The organism is Thalassospira australica (assembly GCF_044790785.1).
Taxonomy (GTDB): Bacteria; Pseudomonadota; Alphaproteobacteria; order Rhodospirillales; family Thalassospiraceae; genus Thalassospira; species Thalassospira australica_A.
On the sequence record NZ_CP085258.1, the window covers coordinates 3,135,001 to 3,158,534 of the forward strand.

Sequence of the window (23,534 nt, forward strand, 5' to 3'; positions counted from 1 at the left end):
CCGCATCTTCACTTCGAAATCCTGAAAAACAACGCCCAGGTCAACCCGATCAAGGTCAAGATGCCAAGCGGCAAGACCCTGAAGGGTGACGAACTCAAGACCTTCCTGGCGAAGGCAGAGGGGCTCCGCGGGCAATATGCCGAACTTTCGATGCATAACCGCAAGGTCGCCAGCGCCGAATAAACAGCACATCCTGAAAACCTAGCAAGCCCGCCATTTGGCGGGCTTTATGCTTTTGGTGCCTGCTCTCCCCTCAGCATTTTACCCAGTTCAAGAATAAGACCGTCATAGAAATCACGAGCAACCCCGGATAGCGGCCGCACATTGGAGGTAATGATTTCCAGCGGTTCCATAATGCGGGGACGAAACGGCAGCAACCGGATATTGGGAAAATTGAAGGCATCGCTGAAATAGCGGCAATTCAGGGCATCGACCAAGGTTAACCCCATACCGAGATTTACAAACGACATGGCATGAACCGTCGTATGGACCTCGATGATACGGTTAAACGCGATCCCGGCATCGTCATAAGCCCTGCGCAATTCCCGTGTGGTGGCATTTTCTGAATCAAGCGTGATCCAGGTGGATGTTCCGGCATCTGCCAATGTCACTTCATCAAGCTGTGCGGCTGGGTGATCAAGTGGGACAGCACAGAAGCAGGGCAAATCCATTGAGAACGACTCATGGCTAAGCGAGCTTTCCGATTTATCCACCAGCCCGATCTGATACTGCCCGGACGCCACCCCCTGTCTGATCACGGAACAACCGGCATGATGGAGACTGACCTGAACACCGGGATTCTTTTTCATGTAATCGGCAATCAGTTCCGGCAGGAAGCGATAGGCAGGACCAAAGATTGAACAGATCCGCAGGCGCCCGCCCTTATTATTGCGCGCCGCTTTCAGACTGTCTTCAAGATGACTGAGCCCCTGCAGGATTGAATAAACTTCATCATGCAGAAAGTGCGCTTCATCGGTAGGCAGGAGTTTACCGTTATGCCGGACGAACAACTTGTATCCGATTTCTGCCTCGAAATTCGCCAGCATCTTGCTGGCGGCGGGCTGGCTGACGAAGCTGCGTTCGGCCGCGCGGGTGATGCTGCCGGTGACAAAAACCTCGTGAAATATCCGTAACCGCTTGATATTCATCATTCATAACTCAAAGTTATGTAACCATTAAAAACATTCAATACCATTATTATTATTCTTATCCTAGGATCACGATGATTTTTGCGCGGGGGGCCGGAAATCGCGTCTGATGCAGCGGCATCACAGACTGCGATACGGAAAACCGGTTTGCAGAAACAGCATCAACGAGAACCTTAATCAGGGAAGCATAATGAATAAATTTGCCTCGGCTCTGGCTGTCAGTGCAGCCATGATTTTCGTCCAGACCTCGGCCGCCCAGGCTGAAGAAGGCACCTCGACACTTCAGGCCGTCAAGGATCGCGGCAGTGTCAGCTGTGTGATCGGGAACTCCTTCCCCGGCTTTTACAGCCTGAACAAGGAAGGCGAATGGCAGGGCATGGATATCGATATGTGCCGTGGCGTTGCCGCTGCCGTTTTCGGGGATGCAGGCAAGGTCAACTTCCTGCCGGTTCAGTGGGCACAAAGCTTTACCACCATCAAAAGCGGCAAGGGCGACATCCTTTCCAAAGGCATGACCTGGACGCTGTCACGCGATTCAAGTCAGGGGCTCGACTTCCTTGACACCTATTTCTATGACGGTCAGGGTTTCATGGTGCGCAAGGATCTGGGAGTTACGTCGGTCAAACAGCTTAAAGGGGCGACGGTCTGCGTTCTGACCGGCACCTCAAGCGAATTGAACCTTGCCGATTACAGCCGGACACATGGTCTGGACCTGAAAACGGTTGTTTTCGATGATTCGTCCGTGCGCAACACCGCGTTCTTTAACGATAACTGCGATGCGCTGACCAATGACAAGTCCGGCCTTGCCGCACAACGGTCGGCGGCACCGAACCCGGCCGATTATGTTGTTCTGCCCGAAACCATTTCCAAGGAAGCCCTTTCATTTGCCGTCAAACAGAATGACAGCGAATGGGCCAATGTCGTGAAATGGACCTTCCAGGCGATGGTTGCCGCCGAGGAATACGGCATCACCTCGGAAAATGTTGACGACATGCGCGCCAATTCGGAAAGCCCGATCATCCGTCGTATTCTGGGCGTTGAGGGCGATCTGAATGCCGGTCTTGGCTTGCCGCAGGACTGGGCCTATCAGGTCATCAAGAATGTCGGCAATTACGGCGAAATCTATGAACGCAATGTCGGCCCCGACAGCATTCTTGGTCTGGACCGCGAAGGCACGCTCAATGCACTTTGGCAGGATGGCGGCCTGATGTATGCCAAGTCATTCCGTTAATTCCGTACGTTCAGGCAGGCTGGTAATCCAGCCTGCCCGAGTGCCCCACATTACCACGGTTACCCCGGTATGAACTTTATTTCGCCATCGCGTCCAAAACCCGGCATTGCGAACAGTATTTTCTCCTGCCTGAACAAGGATTCAACACGTGGCGTGGTCATTCAGGCCGCAACGCTCGGCCTTGTGCTGGCAACTCTTTTGTATTTGTTTTCAAATTCTGCACAGAACCTTGATCAGCTGGGTCTGAGTTTCGGGTTTGACTTTCTGCAAACGACCGCTGGCTTTGACATTAGCTGGAGCCTGATCGCCTATGACCCGGGCATGAGCTATTGGCGGGTCTTTCTGGTCGGGATCGTCAACACCCTGTTCCTGTCATTCTGCGTCATTGTCTTTGGCACCCTTATCGGCACCATTGTTGGCATTCTGCGCCTGTCCCCTAACCCGCTGGTGTCGCAACTGGCGCGATGCTATGTCGAGGTGGTTCGCAATGTCCCGCTGCTGATCCAGATCATTTTCTGGTTTACCACCGTCTTTTCCGCCCTGCCCCCACCGCGCAGCGGCTACGGATTTGCCGGGCTGGTCTTTTTGAACAATCGCGGCTTTTACATGCCGTCCGCCGTCACCGATATGTCCGGCTGGCTGATTGCCGCAGGAAGCCTGCTCTTGCTTGGCACTCTCTGCTTCCTGCTGCGTGGCATCCGTCGCCAGCAACGCCATTCCGGATCGGTCAGTCGTGGCTACCGGATTGCCTTTGCCCTCTGGGGGCTTGTGCTCTGCGCCCTGGCCCTGCTGGTTGGCAGTTCGTTGCACTGGTCCGTTCCCACCTTGCAGGGCTTCAATATCGAGGGCGGCATGTTTTTGCCCTCGGCATTTGGCGCGGCCTTTATCGCGATGTCTGTTTACCGGTCCGCCGCCATTGCCGAAACCGTGCGTGCGGGCATGGAATCCATCAGCAAGGGACAACATGAAGCCGCCGCAACCATCGGCTTTTCACGGTTTCAGACGCTTCGCCTGATCCTGATTCCACAGGCCGTTCGCGCCATTATTCCGCCGCTTGCCAATTCCTGGCTGGTCGCGACCAAGGATTCGTCGCTTGCCGTTGCCATCGGCTTTCCCGAACTGGTGTCGGTCTTTATGCAAACATCGGTCAACCAGACCGGGCGCGCGATCGAAATCATTGCGATGGTGATGGGCTTTTACGTCGTGGTCAGTCTGATCATTTCGTATCTGCTCAACAAATATAACGCCCATGTGCAATTAAAGGCGAGGTAAGCAATGTCTGAACAGAACCTCAAACATTTCGTTCCCGCCCCGCCCCGCCTTCCGGCCACGAACGAACAAAGCCTGCTACGCCGCATTCAAAAGCAATGCTTTGGCAGCATCGGCAACAGCCTGCTGACCATTTCTGTTCTGGTGCTGATCTATTACGTCGCAAAGGCGTTTCTTGACTGGGCCGTTTTCAATGCGGTCTGGAATGCGGCCACCCGGCGCGAATGCATGGATATCAGCCCGGACGGTGCCTGCTGGGCCGGGGTGATCGACTGGTTTAACGGCCTGATTTACGGGCGGTATCCAAACGAAGAACAATGGCGCGTCAATAGCGGTGTCGTCATGGCGCTGTTATGGCTTCTGCCCCTGATGACCCGGCGCATCGCCTATCGCAATGCCATCCTGATCAGCTGGATCACCCTGTATCCGTTTCTCGGGGCCTATATGTTTCTTGGCGGCACCTTCGGACAGGATGTCGGCATCATCCACATGGTCTTTACCTCGCTGGCGGCGGGCTATTTCGTCCTGCTTTATCTGAACTGGATGCTGTGTGCAGCAGCAAAGCCCGCCCTGCCGGAAATGGTTGCGCCTCTGGCATCCCGGCTGTTTCGGCGCGGGCAACATATGGCCGCCTTCCTGCTGGTCTGGGCCGTTCTGTCGATCCTGTGCGGCATCGCCCTGGCACAGTTGCACCTTGAACCGGTTCCGGTGGATCGTTGGGGGGGATTGTTCCTCACACTGATCATTGCGTCCTTTGCAATTACCATGTCCATTCCGGTCGGCATTCTGCTGGCACTTGGACGGCGTTCGAAACTGCCGGTCATTCACTGGCTGTCGATGATGCTGATCGAACTGGTGCGCGCGGTGCCGCTGATTACCGTTCTGTTCATGGCCGTCACCCTGTTGCCGATCTTTTTGCCAAGCGGTGCCGAGCCCGACAAACTCTCGCAGGTGCTGTTTGCGGTCTGCCTGTTTGCCGGGGCCTATATGGCCGAAAATATCCGCGGCGGCCTGCAAGCCATTCCCGACGGCCAATATGAAGCCGCCCAGACACTGGGGCTTGGCTATTGGCTGACGATGGGTCTGATCATTCTGCCACAGGCCATGCGACTGATGATCCCCAACATCATGACATCCTTTATCAGCATGCTCAAAGACACCACCCTGGTGTCAATTATCGGCCTGTTCGACATCATGCTGATGGCGCGCAATATCGCCAACGACAAGAACTGGATCGGCCTTCATACAGAGCCGCTCGCCCTGATTTCGATCCTGTTCTTTGTGATGTGCTACGGCATGTCGCAATACAGCCTGAACCTTGAAAAACGACTGAAAGCGCATCGCTCATGACTCTGTCTGATCCGCAGGCACCGGCAGGAAAATTGTCCCGCCCGGCCATTGAAATCGATAAGCTGAACAAATGGTTCGGGTCCTATCACGCATTGCGTGATGTTTCCTTGACCATTGGCGAACAGGAAATCATGGTGGTGTGCGGCCCCTCCGGCTCTGGCAAGTCCACTTTGATCCGCTGCCTCAATCATCTTGAGGAATATCAGGAAGGCCGGATTTGCGTCTTTGGGCAGGAACTTGCCCGTGACCAGAAAAGCGACCGGTTCATTCATCAGACGATGGGCATGGTCTTCCAGAACTTTAACCTGTTTCCCCATCTGACGGTTTTGCAGAACTGCACGCTTGGTCTGACATGGTTGCGCAAGAAAACCGAAAGTGAAGCCCGCGATATCGCCATGGGATTGCTTGAACGTGTGGGGATTGCCCAACTTGCGGATCGTTTCCCCGGTCAGCTTTCCGGTGGCCAGCAACAGCGCGTGGCAATTTCGCGCTCCCTCGCGATGGACCCCAAAATCATGCTGTTTGATGAACCGACATCCGCCCTGGACCCGGAAATGGTCAAGGAGGTGCTTGATGTGATGGTCAAACTGGCGGAAACCGGCATGACGATGGTGTGTGTCACCCACGAAATGCAATTCGCCCGTCAGGTCGCCGATCGCGTGGTGTTCATGCAGGACGGCGAAATTGTCGAAGTTGGCCCTCCTGAACAGGTCCTCTTGCATCCGCAATGGGATCGCACGCGGGAGTTCCTCGATCACATTCTTTAGGTCCTGATCCCCTAATCCCCGATACACGCCCTGAAACGGAACGCATCGAGATGTTGGCAAAACATTCATCGAACTATATCCACGCGCCTTATTGGCACGCGACCATCACGCCCGAAAGATCTGAAACATCGCTCAACCGTCGCGATCTTCCCGACCGTGCCGATACTGTCATTGTCGGCGGGGGCTATACCGGCATCTCGGCGGCCATCACCCTGGCCCGCGCAGGGCAGAAGGTGATGGTTCTCGAAGCTGGCGCGTTCGGCAACGGTGCCAGCAGCCGCAATGGCGGGATGCTGGGACCAAGCTTCAGCAAACTGGGCCAAAACGGCCTTGAACGCCAATACGGCCGCGAACAGGTTCACACAACAATCCGCGAAAGCCTGGCCGCCTTCAACTGGCTGGTCGATTTCATCCGCACCGAACAGATCGACTGCGACCTTCAGATATGCGGGCGTTTTCGCGGGGCCAGTCACCCCGGTCACTATGCCGGTCTGATTGAACAGGCCAGCGAAATCGCCAAGATTGTCGACTTCCCCGCCATCGAAATCAGCCGCGCCCGACAGGACGAGGAAGTCGGATCGAACGCCTATTACGGCGGCGTGGTTTATCCGACCGATGGCGCGGTCCATCCGGCCAAGCTTTTTCACGGTCTCTGCGCCATTGCAAAACGCGACGGGGCACTGCTGCGCGATCACAGTCCCGTACGTCAGGTGACCAAAAACAACAGCCAGTTCATCGTCAGCATCGATGACAAAAAAATCACCGCCGATCATGTCATTATCGCAACCAACGGCTATACCGGCGGGCCGTTTGGTAAATTCAAACGCCGCCTGATTCCGATCCGATCCGCGATGATCGCAACCGAAGAATTGCCGGAATCCGTCATCCGGTCGGTATCCCCCAAACTACGCTGTCACGGCAGCACCGAACGCCTGTCGGTCTATTACCGCCCCTCTCCCGATGGCAAACGCATCCTGTTTGGCGGGCGGTCGCTTGGTTATGGTGATTGCCCGCAGATATATCACAAATACCTGCAAAACTTCATGACGCGCCTGTTCCCGCAGCTCTCAAATGCAAAGCTTGATTACGTCTGGTCGGGCAAAATCGCCTACACCTTCGATCATGTTCCCCATATCGGGGTAATGGATGGCATGCATTATGCCATGGGCTATTGCGGATCAGGTGTGGGACGGGCGAATTACTTTGGACGCAAGATTGCGCAAAAAGTGCTTGATCAGGCCGAAGGCTACACAATCTTTGAAGAATTCCCCTTCAAAACCCGCCCGTTTTATACCGGCCATCCGTGGTTTCTGCCCGCGATCATGAAATGGCACAGTCTGGCGGACCGACTGGGACTTTGATCCATCCCTTCGGCTCTTTCCCTCACGCTGCGTCGCGTTCAAACTGCAATTTGGCAAGACGGCTGTATAGCGGGCTCGATTCCAGAAGTTCCTGATGGGTGCCAATCGCAATCAGCCTGCCGTCATCAATCACCGCAATCCGGTCCGCATGCAGAACCGTCGCCAGTCGATGGGCAATCACAAGGGTGGTACGGCTTGCCATAATGGTTTCAAGCGCCTTTTGCACCACCTGTTCGCTTTCGGCATCCAGCGCACTGGTCGCCTCGTCCAGCAGCAGGACCGACGGATTGCGCAGGATCGCACGTGCAATCGCAATGCGCTGGCGCTGCCCGCCCGAAAGGCGAACACCCTTTTCGCCAAGGAAACTGTCAAAACCGTCCGGCAACCGGTCAAGGAATTCGGTGGCATGGGCCGCATCGGCAGCCGCACGGACATCCTCATCGGACGCATCCGGGCGGCCATAGCGGATGTTTTCCCACGCATTGGCGGCAAAAATCACCGGGTCCTGCGCCACAAGGCCAATCCGTTCGCGCACCGCAACCGGGTCTGCAGTGCGGATATCGACGTCATCGACCTTGATCACGCCGCTTGCCGGGTCATAGAATCGCAGCAAAAGCTGAAATACCGTTGTTTTGCCCGCACCCGACGGGCCGACAAGCGCCACGGTTTCCCCCGGTTTGACCTGCAACGAAAACCCGGTCAGTGCCGAGCGGTCCGGTCGGGCCGGGTAATGGAATGTCACATCCTCGAAACTGACATGGCCCAGATGCTTTTGCGGCATCTGCACCGGGTTTGCCGGGGCGGCAATCGCCGGTTCGGTTTCAAGCAGCCCCATCAGGCGTTCGGCCGCACCCGCCGCACGTTGCAAATCGCCGATCACCTCGCTGATCGCCCCGACCGAACCGGCAACCACAATCGCATAGAACACAAACGCCGAAAGGTCCCCGGCCGAAATCGTACCATCCAGCACGTCATGCCCGCCGATCCAAAGGATCGTGCCCACCGCGCCAAACACCATGACGATGACAACCGCAGTCAGAAGCGCACGCGCCGCAATGCGCGAAATCGCGGTTTTGAAGGCCCCCTCGACAAAGCCGTCAAACTTGTCGCTTTCGATCTTTTCGTGGGTATAGGCCTGCACGGTGCGAAGCGCATTGAGCGATTCCTCGGAAAAGGCGCTGACATCGGCGATGCGGTCCTGTGCCTCCCGCGACAGGCGGCGCACCCGACGCCCATATCCGATGATCGGCACAACCACCAACGGCACGACCAGCAAAACAAGCGCCGTCAGCTTCGGGCTGGTAATCGCCAGCATGGTCAGGCCACCGACAAACATCAGGATATTGCGCAGCGCAATCGAAACACTTGATCCGATCACCACCTGCAAAAGCGTCGTATCCGTCGTCAGCCGCGAAAGAACTTCACCGGTACGGGTCACTTCAAAGAAACCGGGATCAAGCCGGATGATGTGGGCATAAACCGCCGAGCGGATATCGGCCACCACACGTTCGCCGATCCACGATACCAGAAAGAACCGGGCATAACTTGCCCCGGCCATCAGAAGCGTCACCGCAAACAGGACGAAAAGCGCCTGATCAAGCAAATCCGCATTGCCATCGGCAAACCCCTGATCGACAAGCATGCGAAGTCCGCTGCCAAGCGCCAGCACCGTGCCCGACGCAATGACCAGCGCCACCATCGCACCGGCAACCTGCAACCGATAAGGCAGGACAAAGGGGATAATGGCACGAAGAGCGGAGAAATTACGGCTGGAGTCCCTGTCCGCAAGACGGGGTGAAGTACGAGGATTTAATGCCACAGCAGCCTTCCGGTTTACGCTTTTCCCGCCATTCCCGTGATCGTATCAGTCCAGATCAAGACGCCGCCCGGTCTTGACCGCAAGATCGGCCGCAAGCTGATCGGTCAGCGTGGTCGAGCCGCGGGTCGACGTCCAGCTTTCATTGTCTTCGTCAAAGTCGTAATGGCTCGCCCCGCTGACCGGCGAAGACATCCATATCTGGCGGTTCGGGCCATGCTTGTTGATGATGAACTGCTCGCCCGAGTCGAGTTCAATCGTCAGAATTCCCGACTGCAGATCGACATCGATATCATCGCCCATCTCGTCATCAATGTGATCCGAAAGGGTTTCGATGGTGCCATCAGCAAGCTGATGGAAGCGGGTTTCATCAAGGGCCACGATCAACACTCCGTCTGTCAAAAGGGGCAAAACGCCCCCTGGCAAGGCGACAATTCCATATGCTGGCGCACCATACTATATAAAGAGTCTGGTGCAAGCCTGCATCATGCAGCAATGATTGATTAATGCCCGATATGGTGTGCGATTTCACTGTGAAACAGCAGCGAAAATACCCGTCACAACCGTTAATCCGGATTTATCCGATAATTCCCGGTTACAGGGGTTGCGTCGGTCGATTTTTTACCTTATACACCGCGCTTCAAATTCCGGAGTGATAGGCGATGAAAAAAGACATCCATCCCGATTACCATGAAATCACCGTTCAGATGACGGACGGCAGCAGCTTCACCACCAAATCGACCTGGGGCAATCCGGGCGACGTTCTGAAGCTTGACATCGATCCGAAAAGCCATCCGGCTTGGACCGGTGTTCATCGTCTGCTCGACAGCGGCGGTCAGCTCGCGAAGTTCAAAAAACGCTTCGCCGGTTTCAATATCGGTAATAACTAAGCAAATTTCGCCTTTTTGGCGATCTGTGGGATCAGCGCCCGTTAGCATCATTAAGATGCTGCGGGCGTTTTTCTTTTGTGGCGTGGTACGGCCAAATGCCCCCGTCCGGAATGCACTGTCTCCTCTCTGCAACCCAGCTATACGAGGGGATTAGCCATATTTAATGGTCATTCGGACATTTTCTTGCCATAATCTTCAACTGGCGCTATATCGCGCTGCGGAAACGGGGATGGGGTCCCCTATTGTCAGGAAGACTGGGCTTATTTGAATGAACCAGGTGATCGCGCGCACCCAGGTCAGTTATGAGGTCTATGTAAAAGACCGTTCAGGGCGTTGGCAAATCCACGCCCATTATACCGGTGCGCAAAAAAAGCAGGCCGAAGAAGAAGCGCGTTCGCTTGAAAAAATGTCGCATGTTTCTGCCGCCAAGGTCATTCGCGAAGTCTATAATCACGAAAGCAATTCCGCAGACGAATATGTCGTCTATGAAACGCGGCAAAGCGGCCCGAAGGAAAAACCCCAGACAGCCCCCGCCAAACCATCCGCCAGAGCCGCCGCCCCGGCCCGCACACCAGCAGCCACGACCAGCGGACCGGAACCGGTTCCGGCCACGGATCCCAAACCGGTCGCGGCAAAGTCAAAACCGGTCGCCCGTGAAGAAGACCCCGGTCTGGTTGCCGTTGCCCTGAAACTCATGATCGCCTTTTGCATTGCGATTGCAATTGGCCTTGCCGCAATGCTTGCCGCATCGCACGGGCTGGAATATCTGCCCGGAATGGGGATGTCGATCAGCCAGGGCTTTTATGACAAGGCCAATTTCATATCCTTTATCGTCGGTTTTCTTGCCAGTGCGACACCGATGCTGATGAGCATCACCCGCAAATTCAAAGGCAAGGCGCGATCGGCCCCCGCACAACGATCCTACCCCCGGCAGGCCGCCGCACCCGCCCGCAGGTCCGCTGCGGCCAACGGGCATACCCCGTCGTCTGACAGTCTGGCCCGGATGGCCGCCGAGGCCGCAAATTCATCAGACGATGATAAAACCCCCGACAGCACGGCAGAAGATGCCCGCGAGACAGACGCGGCAAGCACCGACACCGGCAATAAAGACGACGGAATTCCGGATCGCCCGCTGCCGGAGACTCCGGCACTTCAGGCCACACGACAGGTTATGAAATCCTTCATCGCCGGCTCGATGGAAGCGATCAAGCGCACCGTGCCGAACATGGATGCCTATCACAAATTTGGCGTCAATCTGTATGTGGCGGGCGCGTGCGACGCCTGCAGCGAGAAAAATGCCCTTGATGACCATCAGGGACGCAGCATTTTAAAAGATTGCATTTCCGCCCTGGGCGCGACCGGCACCATGGCCGACACATTCTGCAAGAATGTCGGCAATTATATTCTGGAGCCGAAATACAAGGATATGTATGGCGCGGGCTGGAATTCGATGGACGCCTACATGAAGGACGAGCGCAGCATCACCACATCGGTGTCCCGGGCGATTGCTGCCTGGACCGAAAAACCAAGCGGTGCGTCCCCCGCAGGTGCTGGTAAAAAGCTGCATGCCCTTATGTTTACCGATATCGTCAATTCGACCCAGATGACACAACAAATGGGCGATGTCGGCGCACAGCAGATGGTGCATATCCATAACCAGATCGTGCGCACCGCCCTGATCAATAATTACGGCAAGGAAGTAAAGCATATGGGGGACGGCATCATGGCCGTGTTCCCGTCTTCTGCAAGCGCTGTCGAAGCTGCCATCGAGATACAGCGCAACATGGCCCAGCATAACGGCCGCGACGAAATGAAGTTCCAGATTCGCATCGGCATCAATGCGGGCGAAGCAATTACCGAGGAAAACGACCTGTTTGGCAGCGTCGTGCAACTTGCGGCACGGGTCTGTGCGCAGGCTGGCGGGGACGAGATTCTGGTATCGCAGAATGTCAGGGATACCTATGCCGGCAGCCGGGCCGCGTTCACATCCAAAGGCACACGCCAGATGAAAGGCTTTGCCGAACCGATCGAGGTCTTCGCCGCAACCTCGCGCGCCTGACCACCCCCTGAACGGCTGAATTTATTTCCCAGGCAACATTCCGGGTAATCCGCGCAAGCATCGCGACGCCCCTCAGGCAGAGCAACTGGCCGCGACCTGAAGCTCCATACGCGCGGTCCGCATATAAAGCGAATAGGCTCTTTCCATAAGATCGCGCAGCGCCGGTGGAAAGCCGGTATCCTCGTCGCAGTCATCCCGGGCGCAAATCTGCAAATCGACCATCAGATCATCGATATCAACCGCGTCTTCCCAGCCGATCTCACCTTCCTCCACCGCACGCACCGCCAGCAACCATGCCATCGCACGGATCAGGCGGCTGGTCATGCGCATTTCCTCCACAAACTGGTTCATTTTGACACTGCTGTGGATATTGCGGCGTGTTGCAATACGATTTGCCGAAAGGTAATTTCGCGCCTCCACCAACAGGGTGAAAGCCTCATCATAGGTTCGCGAAAACGGAACGATCGCGAAGTTGCCTTGATAGGGTTGCCCGATCGCGGTCGGGTGATCCTTGTCTGCCATCCGGATTATATTGGGAAACCGGACCGCAGCTTCAAGCATCGGGGAAAATTTGGGCAAAATTTGACCCGAAATAGAAAGACCGCCCCAAAGGGCGGCCTTGCCTCAACCTGCTAAACTTGCCGGACTTTTATTATTTTTGATCTTGTTTGTGGCCGAACTCTAGCCAGCGGTTGGCAAGGGGTCAAGGTATTAAATGGCAGAAATGTGACAGTACGTATTAATACGTACCGGAATACGTATAAACAATACGTAGAACGCCAAATCCGTCTGACAACCAGGCCTTGCAATCGGGGATACATAAAAAGAACCGCCCTGAAACGGGGCGGTTCAGTTTAACAGGGAGGCATCGAAACATCACGTTCGACAAGGGGTCAACAAGTGACCCACTCATCCACATATAAGACGGGAAGTTTAATTTTCAATTAACCCAGAGTTTAAAAACCCATCCTTACGTTTAGCATTCCCGCATATAAGTCACGACTTGAAAAGGGCCTCTGCCCCGGCACGAACACCATTGCGATGTTCCATTGCCGCCTCGACACGCGCTATTTCCTGCATCAGCGCCGTTCGATAATCGACAAGGCTTTCAACAGACATCCCGTCAAGGCTGCGCGGCAGGCCGAACATGGCGGCTACGGCTTTCTGCAGGTCTTCCTCTTCCACGGTTATCCTCCTTTGACATTTTGCCCCTGGCGTTTTTGCCGTTATTACATAGGGATCGAATTTATCATTCGCTATGGAGTTTTGTCATGACCTTGCCAGACCTTGCCCCAAGCCTTGCCAAAGACATGCAGGCAATCGAAATCCGCATCGACGGCGATAACCGGTATCTTGCCGCTGGCAAAGTCGCGATGCCGGAAATCGCAAAGGGCGAGGTGCTGGTCCGCATTCATGCCGCCGGGGTCAACCGCCCCGACCTGATGCAGGTGGCCGGCATGTATCCCCCGCCCCCCGGCGCGTCGGAAATTCCCGGGCTGGAGCTTTCAGGTGAAATTGTTGCCACCGCCCCCGATGTAACGGCATGGAAAACTGGCGACCGGGTTTGCGCACTGGTAACCGGGGGCGGCTATGCCCAATATGCATCTGTGCCCGCCGCGCAATGCCTGCCGGTCCCGGCTGGCCTTTCCATGACAGAAGCCGCAAGCCTGCCCGAAACCTTTTTCACCGTCTGGCACAATGTTTTCGACAAGGCCGGGCTGAAATCCGGCGAAACCTTCCTTGTCCATGGCGGCACATCGGGGATCGGCACCACCGCGATCCAGCTTGCCAGGGCTTTTGGTGCCCGCGTGATCGCCACCGCAGGCACCGATGAAAAATGCCAGGCCTGCCGCGATCTTGGCGCCGACATCGCCATTAATTACAAAACGCAGGATTTCGTCGAACAGGTAAAATCCGCAACCGATGGCAAGGGGGCGGACGTCATCCTCGATATGGTGGCGGGCGATTATGTCACCCGCAATTTCAGGGCGGCTACGATGGAAGGCCGTATCCTGATCATTGCCTTCCTGAACGGACCAAAGGCCGAAACCAACTTTACCCCGCTTTTGTTAAAGCGCCTGACCCTGATGGGATCGACATTGCGTGCCCAGCCGGTCACCAGCAAGGGCGCGATTGCAAAAAAGCTGCATCAACAGGTCTGGCCCCTGATTGAAACCGGCAAAATCAAACCGGTGATATTCAAAACCCTGCCGCTCAAAGATGCCCAGGCAGCACACGACATTTTGCGGGGTGGCGCACATGTTGGAAAAGTGGTACTGGAAGTGCCTTGATCGTTTACGGATCCGGGTTGAAGGCATATCGATCACCATCGGCTTCACCCTTTCCCGGCAACAGGCCTTCGATTGCGGGTCGAAAAGAAATATTCTTTTCGATAACCTGCAACAGATTGTTGCTTTTAACCGCACATTGATCGAAAAGAGCGCTGTGGCGGTTCCAGTGACGCGCGGCACCCACTTTGGGTTGCCTTTGCTGCGTTGCCGGAACACCAAAACAGATTATATTCTGGGGCAGATATTCCCGCGTATTTGGGGTTCATCCCATCGCCGGTCTCCAGAAAGAAAGAGTAAACAGGAGGAATTATGGCTCAGCCCCTCATGCCCAAAGCAACGGCCGTATGGCTTATCGACAATACCGGCTTGTCGTTCCGGCAGATTGCTGCCTTTACCGAACTGCACGAACTGGAAATCCAGGCTATCGCCGATGGCGATGTCAATCAGGGGATTGTCGGCCTTGATCCGGTTGCCAACGGGCAGTTGACTAAAGACGAAATCGCGCGCTGCGAAGCCGATCCGCGTGCCTTGCTGAAGATGGCGAAATCAGACCTGCCGCGTCCGCGCGCGCAGTCCAAGGGTGCCCGTTATACCCCGGTTTCCAAACGTCAGGATCGCCCGAACGCGATTGCATGGCTTCTGAAACACCACCCGGAACTTTCCGATGCGCAGGTGTGCAAACTGATCGGCACCACCAAGGACACGATTGGCAAAATCCGTGATCGCACGCACTGGAACTCGGCCAATCTGACGCCGCGCAACCCGGTGACGATGGGTCTTTGCACCGAACTTGACCTTGAAAAACAGGTTGTCGTCGCGCGCAGCAAAAACCCGGAAAAGGTCGTCAGGAATGTCGAGCCCGATCCGCTGCCCGAAGAATTGCAGATCAATCCGGAACCGGATTATCCCGGCAAAAAGGATGATCGCAAGAAAGACGAACCCAAAACATCCGATTACATGGAAGCAGCAGAAAACCTGTTCCGCTCCTGATCGATGCAAAGGCCGCCCACCGGGGCGGCCTTTTCTCTTTGGTGAGCATCCCAAAAGCGAATATGTTTTGTTTCATATGAATGCCGTGAAACGGTAATATTCCTGAAATGAGCGCGGCATAACATTCATTCAAACAAAAATCGCAAACCAACCGCCAAAGAAACACGTCCCATGCAAAAACGCCCGACTGAACGCCAGGCCAGTATCGTCGAACTTGTCCGTGCCGACGGCTTCAAGACCATTGAACAGCTTGCCGAACGTTTTCAGGTCACCCCGCAAACCATCCGCCGCGATGTAAACGCCCTTTGCGACGAAGGATTGCTGCGCCGTCGTCATGGCGGGGTTGAACCGGCACTGGAACATGAAAACATTGCCTATCGGGCGCGCAAGGTTCTGCATGTGAATGAAAAACGCAAAATCGCGGCCCTTGTCGCGCGCGCCATTCCCGACGGGGCCTCGCTGTTCTTTTCAATCGGCACGACACCGGAACTGGTCGCAAGTGCGCTTTTGCAGCATCGCGGTTTGCGGATTTTCACCAACAACCTCAATGTCGCCTATGTCGCCGCCACCAATGACAGCTTTGACGTCACCCTGATTGGCGGGCGGTTGCGCAATCGGGATCGCGATGTTCTGGGGCCGGAGGTCGAGGCCTTCTTTAACAGCTACAAGGTCGATTACGGCATTTTCGGCGTTGGCGGCATTGATGCCGATGGCAGTTTGCTGGACTTTGACGAACAGGAAGTCCGTGCGCGTTCCGCCATTCTGACCAATTCGCGCCAGACCTATCTGGTGGCCGATCATACCAAGTTTGGTCGTAACGCCGTGGTACGTGGCGGCTCCGTCACACAGGTCACCGCCTTCTTCACCGATTGCGCACCGCCCGATGCCATCGTCCAGATGATCGAAAAAAACGGGGTTGCCCTGCATATCCCCGAACCGAATGCCGAATTCCCGACCTTCTACGTCCCCGAAGAAGACTAAGCTCCGGTCCAGTCGCGGGCCGCCGCAATCAATCCGTTGCGGACTTCGCGCAATCCGCTGCCCATCACCTTGTCGCGCCGGACAACAAGGGCAAGGCTCCGCGCAAGGTCCGGGGCAAGCTTGCGGGTTTTGATCGGGAACTGTGTCCGGCCCAGTCGCGCACCCATGGCAGGCAAAATCGTTGCCCCCAACCCGGCACCGACCAGTTCCTTGATCGCCTCGACACTGCCCAGTTCCATGATGGAATGCCCGGTGACACCTGCGGCACGCAGCCAGTCATCGACAATGGTGCGCGTCTGGCCACCGCGTTCATACAGAACCAATGGAATATCTGCCAGATCAGCCGGCCGGACCAGATCGGGCACATCCATCCCGTCGGGAAAGATCGCGACAAACGGATCGGTCAGAACCGGCACGATATCAAGACTGCGCCCGCTGGCGGGTAATGTCACCAGCCCGATATCAAGGCTGTTTTCCTCAATCGATTTCAAAACATCACTGGTATTGCCGGTCCGAACGATGATCTCCAGCTTCGGAAAACGCCGCTGCAACTGTTCCAGAACCTTTGGCAGGAAATAGATACACGCCGTCGCACCGGTCCCGATGCGCACCTGCCCGACCGTGCCACTGGCAAATCCCGCCACCGCATCCAGGGCGTTTTGAACCGAGGCATCGATCTCCCCCACCCGGTCCAGCAATGCCTGCCCGGCCGGTGTTGGCATCGCACGTTTGCCGACCCGTTCAATCAGACGCACGCCAAGCCTGTCTTCCAACTGGCGGATCTGCTGGCTGATCGCAGGCTGGCTTAAATTCTGGCGCGCGGCGGCGGCTGAAAAACTGCCAAGTTCGATCACATCGGCAAAGGCATGCATCTGATCAAGGTTAAGGCCACGCATATAAAACTATTCCTTATGATCTGCATAAGAATACAAATCTTATCTTATTTCATACGACCGGCTAATGTCACGCCATACCGTCAATTTCTGATATGGAATCCCGATCAATGTCGACCGATACACTGCCCGCCACCGCAAAAACGTCCGATCTCGTCATACGCGATGCCGATCATTCCGACATTGCCGCGATCACCGCGATTTACCGCCACCATGTCCTGACCGGCACCGCCTCGTTCGAAGAAATCCCGCCGTCCGAGACCGAAATCACCAATCGCTTTGATGCCATTCGTGGCAATGGCCTGCCCTATCTGGTCGCCCTGCAAGGGAATGGGGTTGTCGGCTATTGCTATGCCAGTCTCTATCGTCCGCGTTCGGCCTATCGCCACACCGTCGAAAATTCGATCTATGTCGCGCCGGACTGTGCCGGGCGCGGGATCGGTGCAGCCCTGATGGCAACCCTTCTGGAACGCTGCGAAGCTGGCCCGTGGCGACAGATGGTTGCGGTCATCGGCGATAGCGATAACCGTGCATCGATTGCCCTGCATCGCAAATTCGGGTTCGAAGCAACCGGCACCTTCCGCGATGTCGGCTACAAGTTTGGCAAATGGCTGGACTCGGTCCTGATGCAACGCCCGCTTGGCTCTGACAAACCGGTCATCCCCGGCCCGATGGATAAATGATCTCCCGCGCACTTGTCATAAAGCTGGGGCTGGGGCAGTTGATCAGTTGGGGGACGGCCTATTATCTGATTGGCAATTTCGGAACCCTGATCGCCCGGCATCACGGCTGGTCCGACAGCGTGGTTTATGCGGGCTTCTCGCTAAGCCTTCTGACCATGGCGGTCATATCCCCCTTTTGCGGCAGGATGATCGACCGTCACGGCGGGCGGATCATCATGACACTGGGGTCATGCCTGAACGCCCTTGGCTGTCTGATCCTTGCATTCGCCGATCATCAAATCCTGCATTTCATCGGCTGGGTCGTTCTTGGACTTGCCATGCGTGCCACCCTTTATGATGCGGCCTTTGCAACCCTCGCCCGGATTGGCGGGCGCGATGCCAGACGGGCGATGGGGCAGATCACGCTTTTTGGCGGCTTGGCATCAACCGTCTTCTGGCCGCTCGGGCATTTGATCCAGTCTGAATTCGGCATTTCAATCGCCCTTGTCGCCTATGCCGGTTTTGCCTTGCTGACCGTCCCGATGTATGCCGCCATTCCCGATGCCCGACATGGCGAAGCTTTGCGAAACAGCACCAGACCAACCGATGATGCCGATAAGGAAAATGATCAGGGACTGCCTACGCATCAACGCCTGTGCGGGTTTCTTTATGCCGTGATCGTCACCCTGCTCAATGTCGTGAATGCCGCGATGTCGGCCCACATGATCGCCATCCTGATCGGACTTGGCTTAACCACCGCCGCCGCGATCCATGCCGCATCCCTGCGCGGTATCGGCCAATCCGCGGCCCGCGCCGCCGAAATCCTGTTTGGCAAACGCATCCCCCCGGCAAGTCTGACATTGTTTGCCACGGCCGTTTTGCCGCTCTGCTTCGTCCTTGCCTTCTGGGGAGATCAGTTTGCGATTGCCGCCATGACCTTCACCCTGCTTTACGGGGCGGCAAACGGCGTCCTGACAATCACACGCGGAACCCTTCCCCTGATGATCTTTGGCAATGCCCGATACGGTCATCAGGTCGGACGATTGCTGGTGCCGGGTTTCATCCTTTCGGCCCTTGCGCCCAGCCTTTACGAACGCGCCATCACACACTGGGGCCCTACCGGCGCACTCTGGCTTTCCATCGGCCTTCTGGCCTGTGCCTTTGCTGCGGCCATGTGGCTTTACCTGCTCTTGCGACCGCAAAGCTCCGAAACACACCCGGCCCCCATCGCCTGATCCCGGCATTCCTCATCAAAGCCACCCCTGCTACACGGACCGGGCTTGACGGACGTGATGCAGGCCGGGCAACGGACAAAACCCCTGCCCGGCCTTCGCATGGTCTGACGGTCTGGCAGTCTTGCGGCCTGACGGTTTCGCGGCTTGGGCATCTGGCATCGGACGGAGCTGTCGCCCCTGGCAATCTGATCCAGTCGCAATTCGGCCGTGCCACAACCATCGCCATTGCCATCGCCCCCCTGCCGGATTTGCCTCTTTCGCCTTCCCGACACTTCGGGCACCTCCCCATGCCCGAAGGACACACTTCTCCCGTCATGATTAACAACCGTTTTTCGCAAATGCCCCTCTCAGGGCTTATCTGGCGTCACCGCCCGGACGCACGTCCCCCGTCATGATTTTTCCACCCGCCATCGATGTCCCTTTGGCGACGTCGCCATCGCCCTTTCGGCCTGTCATATCGCTGCCCTGTTGTCGCTGCTGGCATCATCCTTCTCCTCTCTTTCCGGCCCGAAACGCAAAAAACCCGCAAAAGCGAATCACGCTTTGCGGGTTTTCGATCCGGGCCCATTTATCCCGTTGATTTTGTCTTTATGACACAAATAAAAGAACAAATCAAGAACATTTTTCCGAAAAATCAAAAAAACTTCCGGGGAAAATTCACTTTCCAGAAAATGATATATTTTTCAATATTTTAGGAAGACCGCCCTTACACCGCTGCCACTGGCAAGACTGCGCAGTCAATCCTGTCCCCGGCCCGAATAAAAGCCGCCCGCAGGATAAATCCGGCTGGCGGTCAAGTTGTCCCGTGCTTGTCCGGGCATTGGGAGTTTTCATCCCGTCAGATCACGCCGATTTGGCGTAACCGATATCTTTCAGGGCTTCGGCAATTTCCGGCAAAATGCCCGGATCATCAATGGTTGCCGGGGTGTTGTAGGTCTCGCCATCCGCGATGGAGCGCATGGTCTTGCGAAGGATCTTGCCCGACCGGGTTTTGGGCAGACGATCCACAATGGTTGCCTGTTTAAAGGCCGCAACCGGCCCGATCTGATCGCGGACCATGGCAACCACTTCCTTGATGATCGCCTCGTGCGGGCGGTCCACCCCGGATTTCAGAACCACAAAGCCCAGCGGCAACTGCCCCTTAAGGTCATCATGCACCCCGATCACCGCACATTCGGCAACATCGGGATGCCCCGAAAGGACTTCTTCCATCGCCCCGGTCGACAGCCGATGCCCCGCGACATTGATGATGTCATCCGTCCGCGACATGACATAGACATAGCCATCTTCATCAATGAAACCGGCATCCCCCGTCGCGTAATAGCCCGGAAATTCTTCAAGATAGGCCGACTTGAACCGGTCATCATTCTGCCAAAGGGTCGGCAACGTCCCCGGCGGCAACGGCAGCTTTGCCACCAGCGCGCCGATCTTGCCGCGTTCCAGTGGCTTGCCGCCCTCATCCACCACCTGCACGTCCCAGCCACAGGCCGCGACCGTCGGCGATCCATATTTGATCGGCAGCATTTCAATGCCGCGCGGATTGGCACAGATCGGCCAGCCGGTTTCGGTCTGCCACCAATGGTCAATCACCGGCACGCCAAGGCTGTCTTCGGCCCAGTGCAATGTATCGGGGTCTGACCGCTCCCCGGCAAGATAAAGCGCCTTCAGGCATGAAAGATCATAATTGGCCATCAACGCGGCCTTGGGATCATCACGCTTGATCGCACGGAATGCGGTGGGCGCGGTAAACAGGACCTTGACGCGATGTTGCGATATCACCCGCCAGAATGCCCCGGCATCGGGCGTGCCCACCGGCTTGCCTTCATACATCACCGTCGTGCATCCGGCCAGAAGCGGCGCATAAACGATATAGGAATGCCCGACGACCCAGCCAACATCGGATGCCGCCCAATACACATCACCGGCCTCGACATCATAGATGTTTTTCATCGACCAGTGCAGGGCGACCATATGCCCGCCATTGTCGCGCACGACTCCTTTGGGCTGGCCGGTAGTGCCCGATGTGTAAAGCACATAAAGCGGATCAGTCGCCGCCACCGGCACGCAATCGGCAGGGGCGGCCTTGGCACTTTCCGCCATCCAGTCAAAATCACGCCCCTCGATCAGGGGGGCTGAACATTGCGCCCGCTGGAACACCAAAACGCTTTCGACCTTGTGCTTCGCCTGATCAATCGCCCGATCCAGAAGCGGCTTGTATTCGATCACCCGCGATCCTTCAATGCCGCAACTGGCACTCAGGATCAGTTTCGGTTTTGCATCATTGATCCGGGTCGCAAGCTCGTTGGATGCAAACCCGCCAAACACGACGGAATGGATCGCGCCAATGCGCGCACAGGCCAGCATCGCCATCGCCGCCTGCGGGATCATCGGCATATAGATGATCACCCGGTCGCCCTTGGTGACACCCTTGGCATGCAGGGCCCCGGCAAGGCGGGCAACGTCATCACGCAGCCGGTTATAGGTGAATGTTTCGACCGTATCTGTGACCGGGCTGTCATAGATCAGGGCTGCCTGCGCGCCCCGGCCATTTTCGATATGACGGTCCAAAGCATTAAAGCAGGTATTGGTCTGCCCGCCGGTGAACCAGCGGTAAAATGGCGGGTTGCTGTCATCAAGCACCCGGTCCCATTTTTTAAACCAGGTCAGATTTTCCGCAGCCTCCGCCCAGAAACCTTCCCTGTCTGTGATCGACCGATCATAGATTTCCCGATAGCGACCCGTCATGTGTGAAACTTCCTCCCGCGTGTCCGGATCTTTGCCCGGATATTCGCTTTGGCTTGTGTACTGCGTTATCGCGACATCATCATCCGCAACCGTTGTGACATCGCCTGTCCGATCTGTATCAAGGGCCGGACCAAAGGCCGGACCTTAATTCGGCATCATAATACCGATTTAAATTTCCAATGCCCCTTAGACATTGGTAGAGGGCGGAAAACCGGGATTTTTGCGGATTGAAATCAATCCAGAAAACATCTTCCCGCGTATGCTGTCTTATACAGATCGGGACGCAGATGCATGCTTACAAGAATGCCGCCTCTCGTTGTGGGCGACAATCGGAGGCGGCAAAAAATGAAGGGACTGATCCTGTCGTCAGGAGATGCATTTTTCAGGAAATCGGCACAGCCTTACCATCACGCTGTACGGATTTTGCCAGCATCCTCTTGACGGCTAATGGGTTATTCGACTTATCTCGTCCTTGATTTCGAGCTTGCGGCGTTTAATGTCTGCGACACGGGAATTGTCTGGCGCCGGGCGGCGCTGCTCGTAGTGGAGTTCCTGCTCAAGTGCAGCATGTTTGGCAGTGAGAGCTTCGACATGGGATTGAACACTCATTCGCCTACTCCTCAATTCTGACATTGCCCACACATTGATGGTAGTAATTCTGTAATATGATTTCCAGTCTTTCGAAGACGCAATCGTTCAAATAGTGACCCGGATAACACATAAAATGTCTCAAAAGGATCGACTTATCATTGGCATAACCGGCGCGTCCGGGGTGATTTACGGCATCCGTTTTTTACAGCTGCTGAAAAACTCGCCAATCGAGACTCACCTGATCCTTTCGAGGGCGGCAGAGCGCACAATCGCCTATGAAACCGATTTTAAAATCCGCGATATCAAGGAGATGGCGGACGTCATCCATGACAATGCGGATATCGGCGCATCGATTGCGTCAGGATCCTTTCGCACCCGCGGCATGATCATCGCCCCTTGCTCCATGAAGTCCCTGGCCGAGGTCGCAAGCGGAGTCGCAGACAATCTGATCGCGCGTGCCGCCGATGTGATGTTAAAGGAACGCCGTCGGCTGGTTCTGATGGCGCGTGAAACGCCCCTGCATGCCGGCCACATCCGCAATATGGCACTGGCCACCGAAAACGGCGCCATCGTCGCCCCGCCGGTCCCGGCCTTCTATGCGCGCCCGCAATCGCTTGATGAAATGGTCACCCAAAGCTGCGGCCGCATCCTTGATCTGTTTGATATCGACCTGCCGGAAACCGCACGCTGGGGCGATACGGATGCCGAAAACCACATTCCGGTCACCGGCAAACCGCGCAAGACGGATTAAGCTATCAAGCCGCCCTATTGCGCCTTCGGGCTTAACATCATGCAGGCGCAAATCTGTTCCAGCGCAGCATCGCATTCAGGCTGGCTCATCTTAAAGCGGGTCGGCGACAGATAGGCCCGCGCAGGTGCCATCGGATCACCCGCCGGGACGGTTTCAACCGCTTCGCATAATATTTCCTGTTCAATGCGTTCAGCGGTCAGCTCGTCATTCTTGACCTTGCCACGCAGCTTTTGCGCACTGTTCCAATCGGCATTGCGCAAAAAGCGGCGGGTATTGCGCAACGGCACGATCACCTGCTCGCGCCAGTCCCGCACGGCATTTTCAAGCGCGGATATGCTGTGCGGTGCCAGCCCCTTCTGGCCAAGATAGAACATGAACAAAAGCATGTTCACATCCAGATCGCAGCGTTCCTGTAATTCAAGACAAAGCGGCGCAACGCCGTCCCGTCCATACATCTCGACCGTAAAGGTCCAGACTTCCTCTGCGTTCATATCCAACCTGTCA

General features: G+C 56.1%; 23 protein-coding genes (1 of these 23 running past the window's edge). 14 read left to right on the forward strand and 9 right to left on the reverse strand.

The window, feature by feature from the left end:
• On the forward strand, positions 1 to 183 hold the end of the coding sequence (locus LG297_RS14700) for a peptidoglycan DD-metalloendopeptidase family protein (RefSeq protein ID WP_244205030.1). The gene continues 1,128 nt to the left of window position 1, outside the view; only the last 183 of its 1,311 coding nucleotides appear in the window; its start codon lies off the left edge, out of view; the stop codon is at positions 181 to 183.
• Positions 184 to 227: 44 nt separating this feature from the next.
• On the opposite strand, the gene LG297_RS14705 is transcribed toward LG297_RS14700, so the two are convergent.
• Entirely contained in the window at positions 228 to 1,151 is a 924-nt protein-coding gene (locus LG297_RS14705) for a LysR family transcriptional regulator (RefSeq protein ID WP_404421509.1), read from the reverse strand.
• A 187-nt stretch (positions 1,152 to 1,338) separates the two neighbouring features.
• Here LG297_RS14705 and LG297_RS14710 point away from each other — a divergent pair, with 187 nt between their 5' ends.
• From LG297_RS14710 to LG297_RS14730, 5 genes are all read left to right on the forward strand, one after another.
• A complete protein-coding gene (locus tag LG297_RS14710; protein ID WP_404421511.1) occupies positions 1,339 to 2,379 on the forward strand; it encodes an amino acid ABC transporter substrate-binding protein in 1,041 nt (346 codons plus the stop codon).
• A 69-nt stretch (positions 2,380 to 2,448) separates the two neighbouring features.
• Positions 2,449 to 3,651 (forward strand): amino acid ABC transporter permease, encoded by a 1,203-nt coding sequence (locus LG297_RS14715; RefSeq protein WP_404421513.1) that lies wholly within the window; start codon positions 2,449 to 2,451, stop codon positions 3,649 to 3,651.
• Positions 3,652 to 3,654: 3 nt separating this feature from the next.
• A complete protein-coding gene (locus tag LG297_RS14720; protein ID WP_404421515.1) occupies positions 3,655 to 4,998 on the forward strand; it encodes an amino acid ABC transporter permease in 1,344 nt (447 codons plus the stop codon).
• On the forward strand, positions 4,995 to 5,765 hold the full coding sequence (locus tag LG297_RS14725; protein WP_404421517.1) for an amino acid ABC transporter ATP-binding protein: 771 nt from the start codon (positions 4,995 to 4,997) through the stop codon (positions 5,763 to 5,765). Before LG297_RS14720 ends, LG297_RS14725 begins: the two co-directional genes overlap by 4 nt.
• Positions 5,766 to 5,815: 50 nt before the next feature.
• Positions 5,816 to 7,126, forward strand: a complete 1,311-nt coding sequence (locus LG297_RS14730; RefSeq protein ID WP_404421519.1) for an NAD(P)/FAD-dependent oxidoreductase — start codon at positions 5,816 to 5,818, stop codon at positions 7,124 to 7,126.
• Positions 7,127 to 7,148: 22 nt separating this feature from the next.
• On the opposite strand, the gene LG297_RS14735 is transcribed toward LG297_RS14730, so the two are convergent.
• Together LG297_RS14735 and cyaY are read right to left on the reverse strand one after the other, a co-directional pair.
• Positions 7,149 to 8,945, reverse strand: coding sequence for an ABC transporter transmembrane domain-containing protein (locus LG297_RS14735; protein WP_404421521.1), 1,797 nt, complete (start codon positions 8,943 to 8,945; stop codon positions 7,149 to 7,151).
• A gap of 45 nt (positions 8,946 to 8,990) precedes the next feature.
• Positions 8,991 to 9,323, reverse strand: coding sequence for an iron donor protein CyaY (gene cyaY / locus LG297_RS14740; RefSeq protein WP_404421523.1), 333 nt, complete (start codon positions 9,321 to 9,323; stop codon positions 8,991 to 8,993).
• A gap of 281 nt (positions 9,324 to 9,604) precedes the next feature.
• On the opposite strand from cyaY, the gene rpmE reads away from it, so the two are divergent.
• Together rpmE and LG297_RS14750 are read left to right on the forward strand one after the other, a co-directional pair.
• On the forward strand, positions 9,605 to 9,832 hold the full coding sequence (gene rpmE / locus LG297_RS14745; protein ID WP_007092400.1) for a 50S ribosomal protein L31: 228 nt from the start codon (positions 9,605 to 9,607) through the stop codon (positions 9,830 to 9,832).
• Positions 9,833 to 10,100: 268 nt separating this feature from the next.
• Complete coding sequence (locus tag LG297_RS14750; protein WP_404421525.1) at positions 10,101 to 11,891, forward strand: adenylate/guanylate cyclase domain-containing protein; 1,791 nt, start codon at positions 10,101 to 10,103, stop codon at positions 11,889 to 11,891.
• 72 nt (positions 11,892 to 11,963) lie between these two features.
• Here the strand turns inward: LG297_RS14750 and LG297_RS14755 are convergent, their stop codons facing one another.
• Complete coding sequence (locus tag LG297_RS14755; protein WP_404421527.1) at positions 11,964 to 12,470, reverse strand: DUF1465 family protein; 507 nt, start codon at positions 12,468 to 12,470, stop codon at positions 11,964 to 11,966.
• A 417-nt stretch (positions 12,471 to 12,887) separates the two neighbouring features.
• A complete protein-coding gene (locus LG297_RS14760; protein WP_404421529.1) occupies positions 12,888 to 13,076 on the reverse strand; it encodes a DUF1192 family protein in 189 nt (62 codons plus the stop codon).
• A gap of 86 nt (positions 13,077 to 13,162) precedes the next feature.
• Here LG297_RS14760 and LG297_RS14765 point away from each other — a divergent pair, with 86 nt between their 5' ends.
• The 3 genes from LG297_RS14765 to LG297_RS14775 all read left to right on the forward strand — a co-directional run bounded on the left by LG297_RS14765 (position 13,163) and on the right by LG297_RS14775 (position 16,153).
• Positions 13,163 to 14,182, forward strand: a complete 1,020-nt coding sequence (locus LG297_RS14765; RefSeq protein WP_404421531.1) for an NAD(P)H-quinone oxidoreductase — start codon at positions 13,163 to 13,165, stop codon at positions 14,180 to 14,182.
• A gap of 309 nt (positions 14,183 to 14,491) precedes the next feature.
• Entirely contained in the window at positions 14,492 to 15,172 is a 681-nt protein-coding gene (locus tag LG297_RS14770) for a DUF1013 domain-containing protein (RefSeq protein WP_404421533.1), read from the forward strand.
• Positions 15,173 to 15,343: 171 nt separating this feature from the next.
• Positions 15,344 to 16,153 (forward strand): DeoR/GlpR family DNA-binding transcription regulator, encoded by an 810-nt coding sequence (locus tag LG297_RS14775; RefSeq protein WP_063093118.1) that lies wholly within the window; start codon positions 15,344 to 15,346, stop codon positions 16,151 to 16,153.
• Here LG297_RS14775 and LG297_RS14780 read toward each other — a convergent pair.
• On the reverse strand, positions 16,150 to 17,049 hold the full coding sequence (locus LG297_RS14780; RefSeq protein ID WP_404421536.1) for a LysR family transcriptional regulator: 900 nt from the start codon (positions 17,047 to 17,049) through the stop codon (positions 16,150 to 16,152). The genes LG297_RS14775 and LG297_RS14780 overlap by 4 nt on opposite strands.
• A gap of 107 nt (positions 17,050 to 17,156) precedes the next feature.
• Here LG297_RS14780 and LG297_RS14785 point away from each other — a divergent pair, with 107 nt between their 5' ends.
• Both LG297_RS14785 and LG297_RS14790 read left to right on the forward strand, forming a co-directional pair.
• A complete protein-coding gene (locus tag LG297_RS14785) occupies positions 17,157 to 17,729 on the forward strand; it encodes a GNAT family N-acetyltransferase (protein WP_404421538.1) in 573 nt (190 codons plus the stop codon).
• On the forward strand, positions 17,726 to 18,943 hold the full coding sequence (locus LG297_RS14790; protein ID WP_404421540.1) for an MFS transporter: 1,218 nt from the start codon (positions 17,726 to 17,728) through the stop codon (positions 18,941 to 18,943). Before LG297_RS14785 ends, LG297_RS14790 begins: the two co-directional genes overlap by 4 nt.
• An 843-nt stretch (positions 18,944 to 19,786) precedes the next feature.
• Here the strand turns inward: LG297_RS14790 and LG297_RS14795 are convergent.
• Positions 19,787 to 21,757 (reverse strand): propionyl-CoA synthetase, encoded by a 1,971-nt coding sequence (locus LG297_RS14795; protein ID WP_404426956.1) that lies wholly within the window; start codon positions 21,755 to 21,757, stop codon positions 19,787 to 19,789.
• A 375-nt stretch (positions 21,758 to 22,132) separates the two neighbouring features.
• Positions 22,133 to 22,297, reverse strand: coding sequence for a YdcH family protein (locus LG297_RS14800; protein WP_007091085.1), 165 nt, complete (start codon positions 22,295 to 22,297; stop codon positions 22,133 to 22,135).
• A 115-nt stretch (positions 22,298 to 22,412) separates the two neighbouring features.
• On the opposite strand from LG297_RS14800, the gene LG297_RS14805 reads away from it, so the two are divergent.
• Positions 22,413 to 23,030 carry a UbiX family flavin prenyltransferase gene (locus tag LG297_RS14805; RefSeq protein ID WP_404421543.1) on the forward strand — a complete coding sequence of 206 codons (618 nt, stop codon included), beginning with the start codon at positions 22,413 to 22,415 and terminating at the stop codon, positions 23,028 to 23,030.
• Positions 23,031 to 23,044: 14 nt separating this feature from the next.
• Here the strand turns inward: LG297_RS14805 and LG297_RS14810 are convergent, their stop codons facing one another.
• The gene (locus LG297_RS14810; protein ID WP_404421545.1) at positions 23,045 to 23,521 is read right to left on the reverse strand and encodes a TIGR02444 family protein; all 477 of its coding nucleotides are present in this window, start codon (positions 23,519 to 23,521) and stop codon (positions 23,045 to 23,047) included.
• Positions 23,522 to 23,534 lie beyond the last annotated feature (13 nt).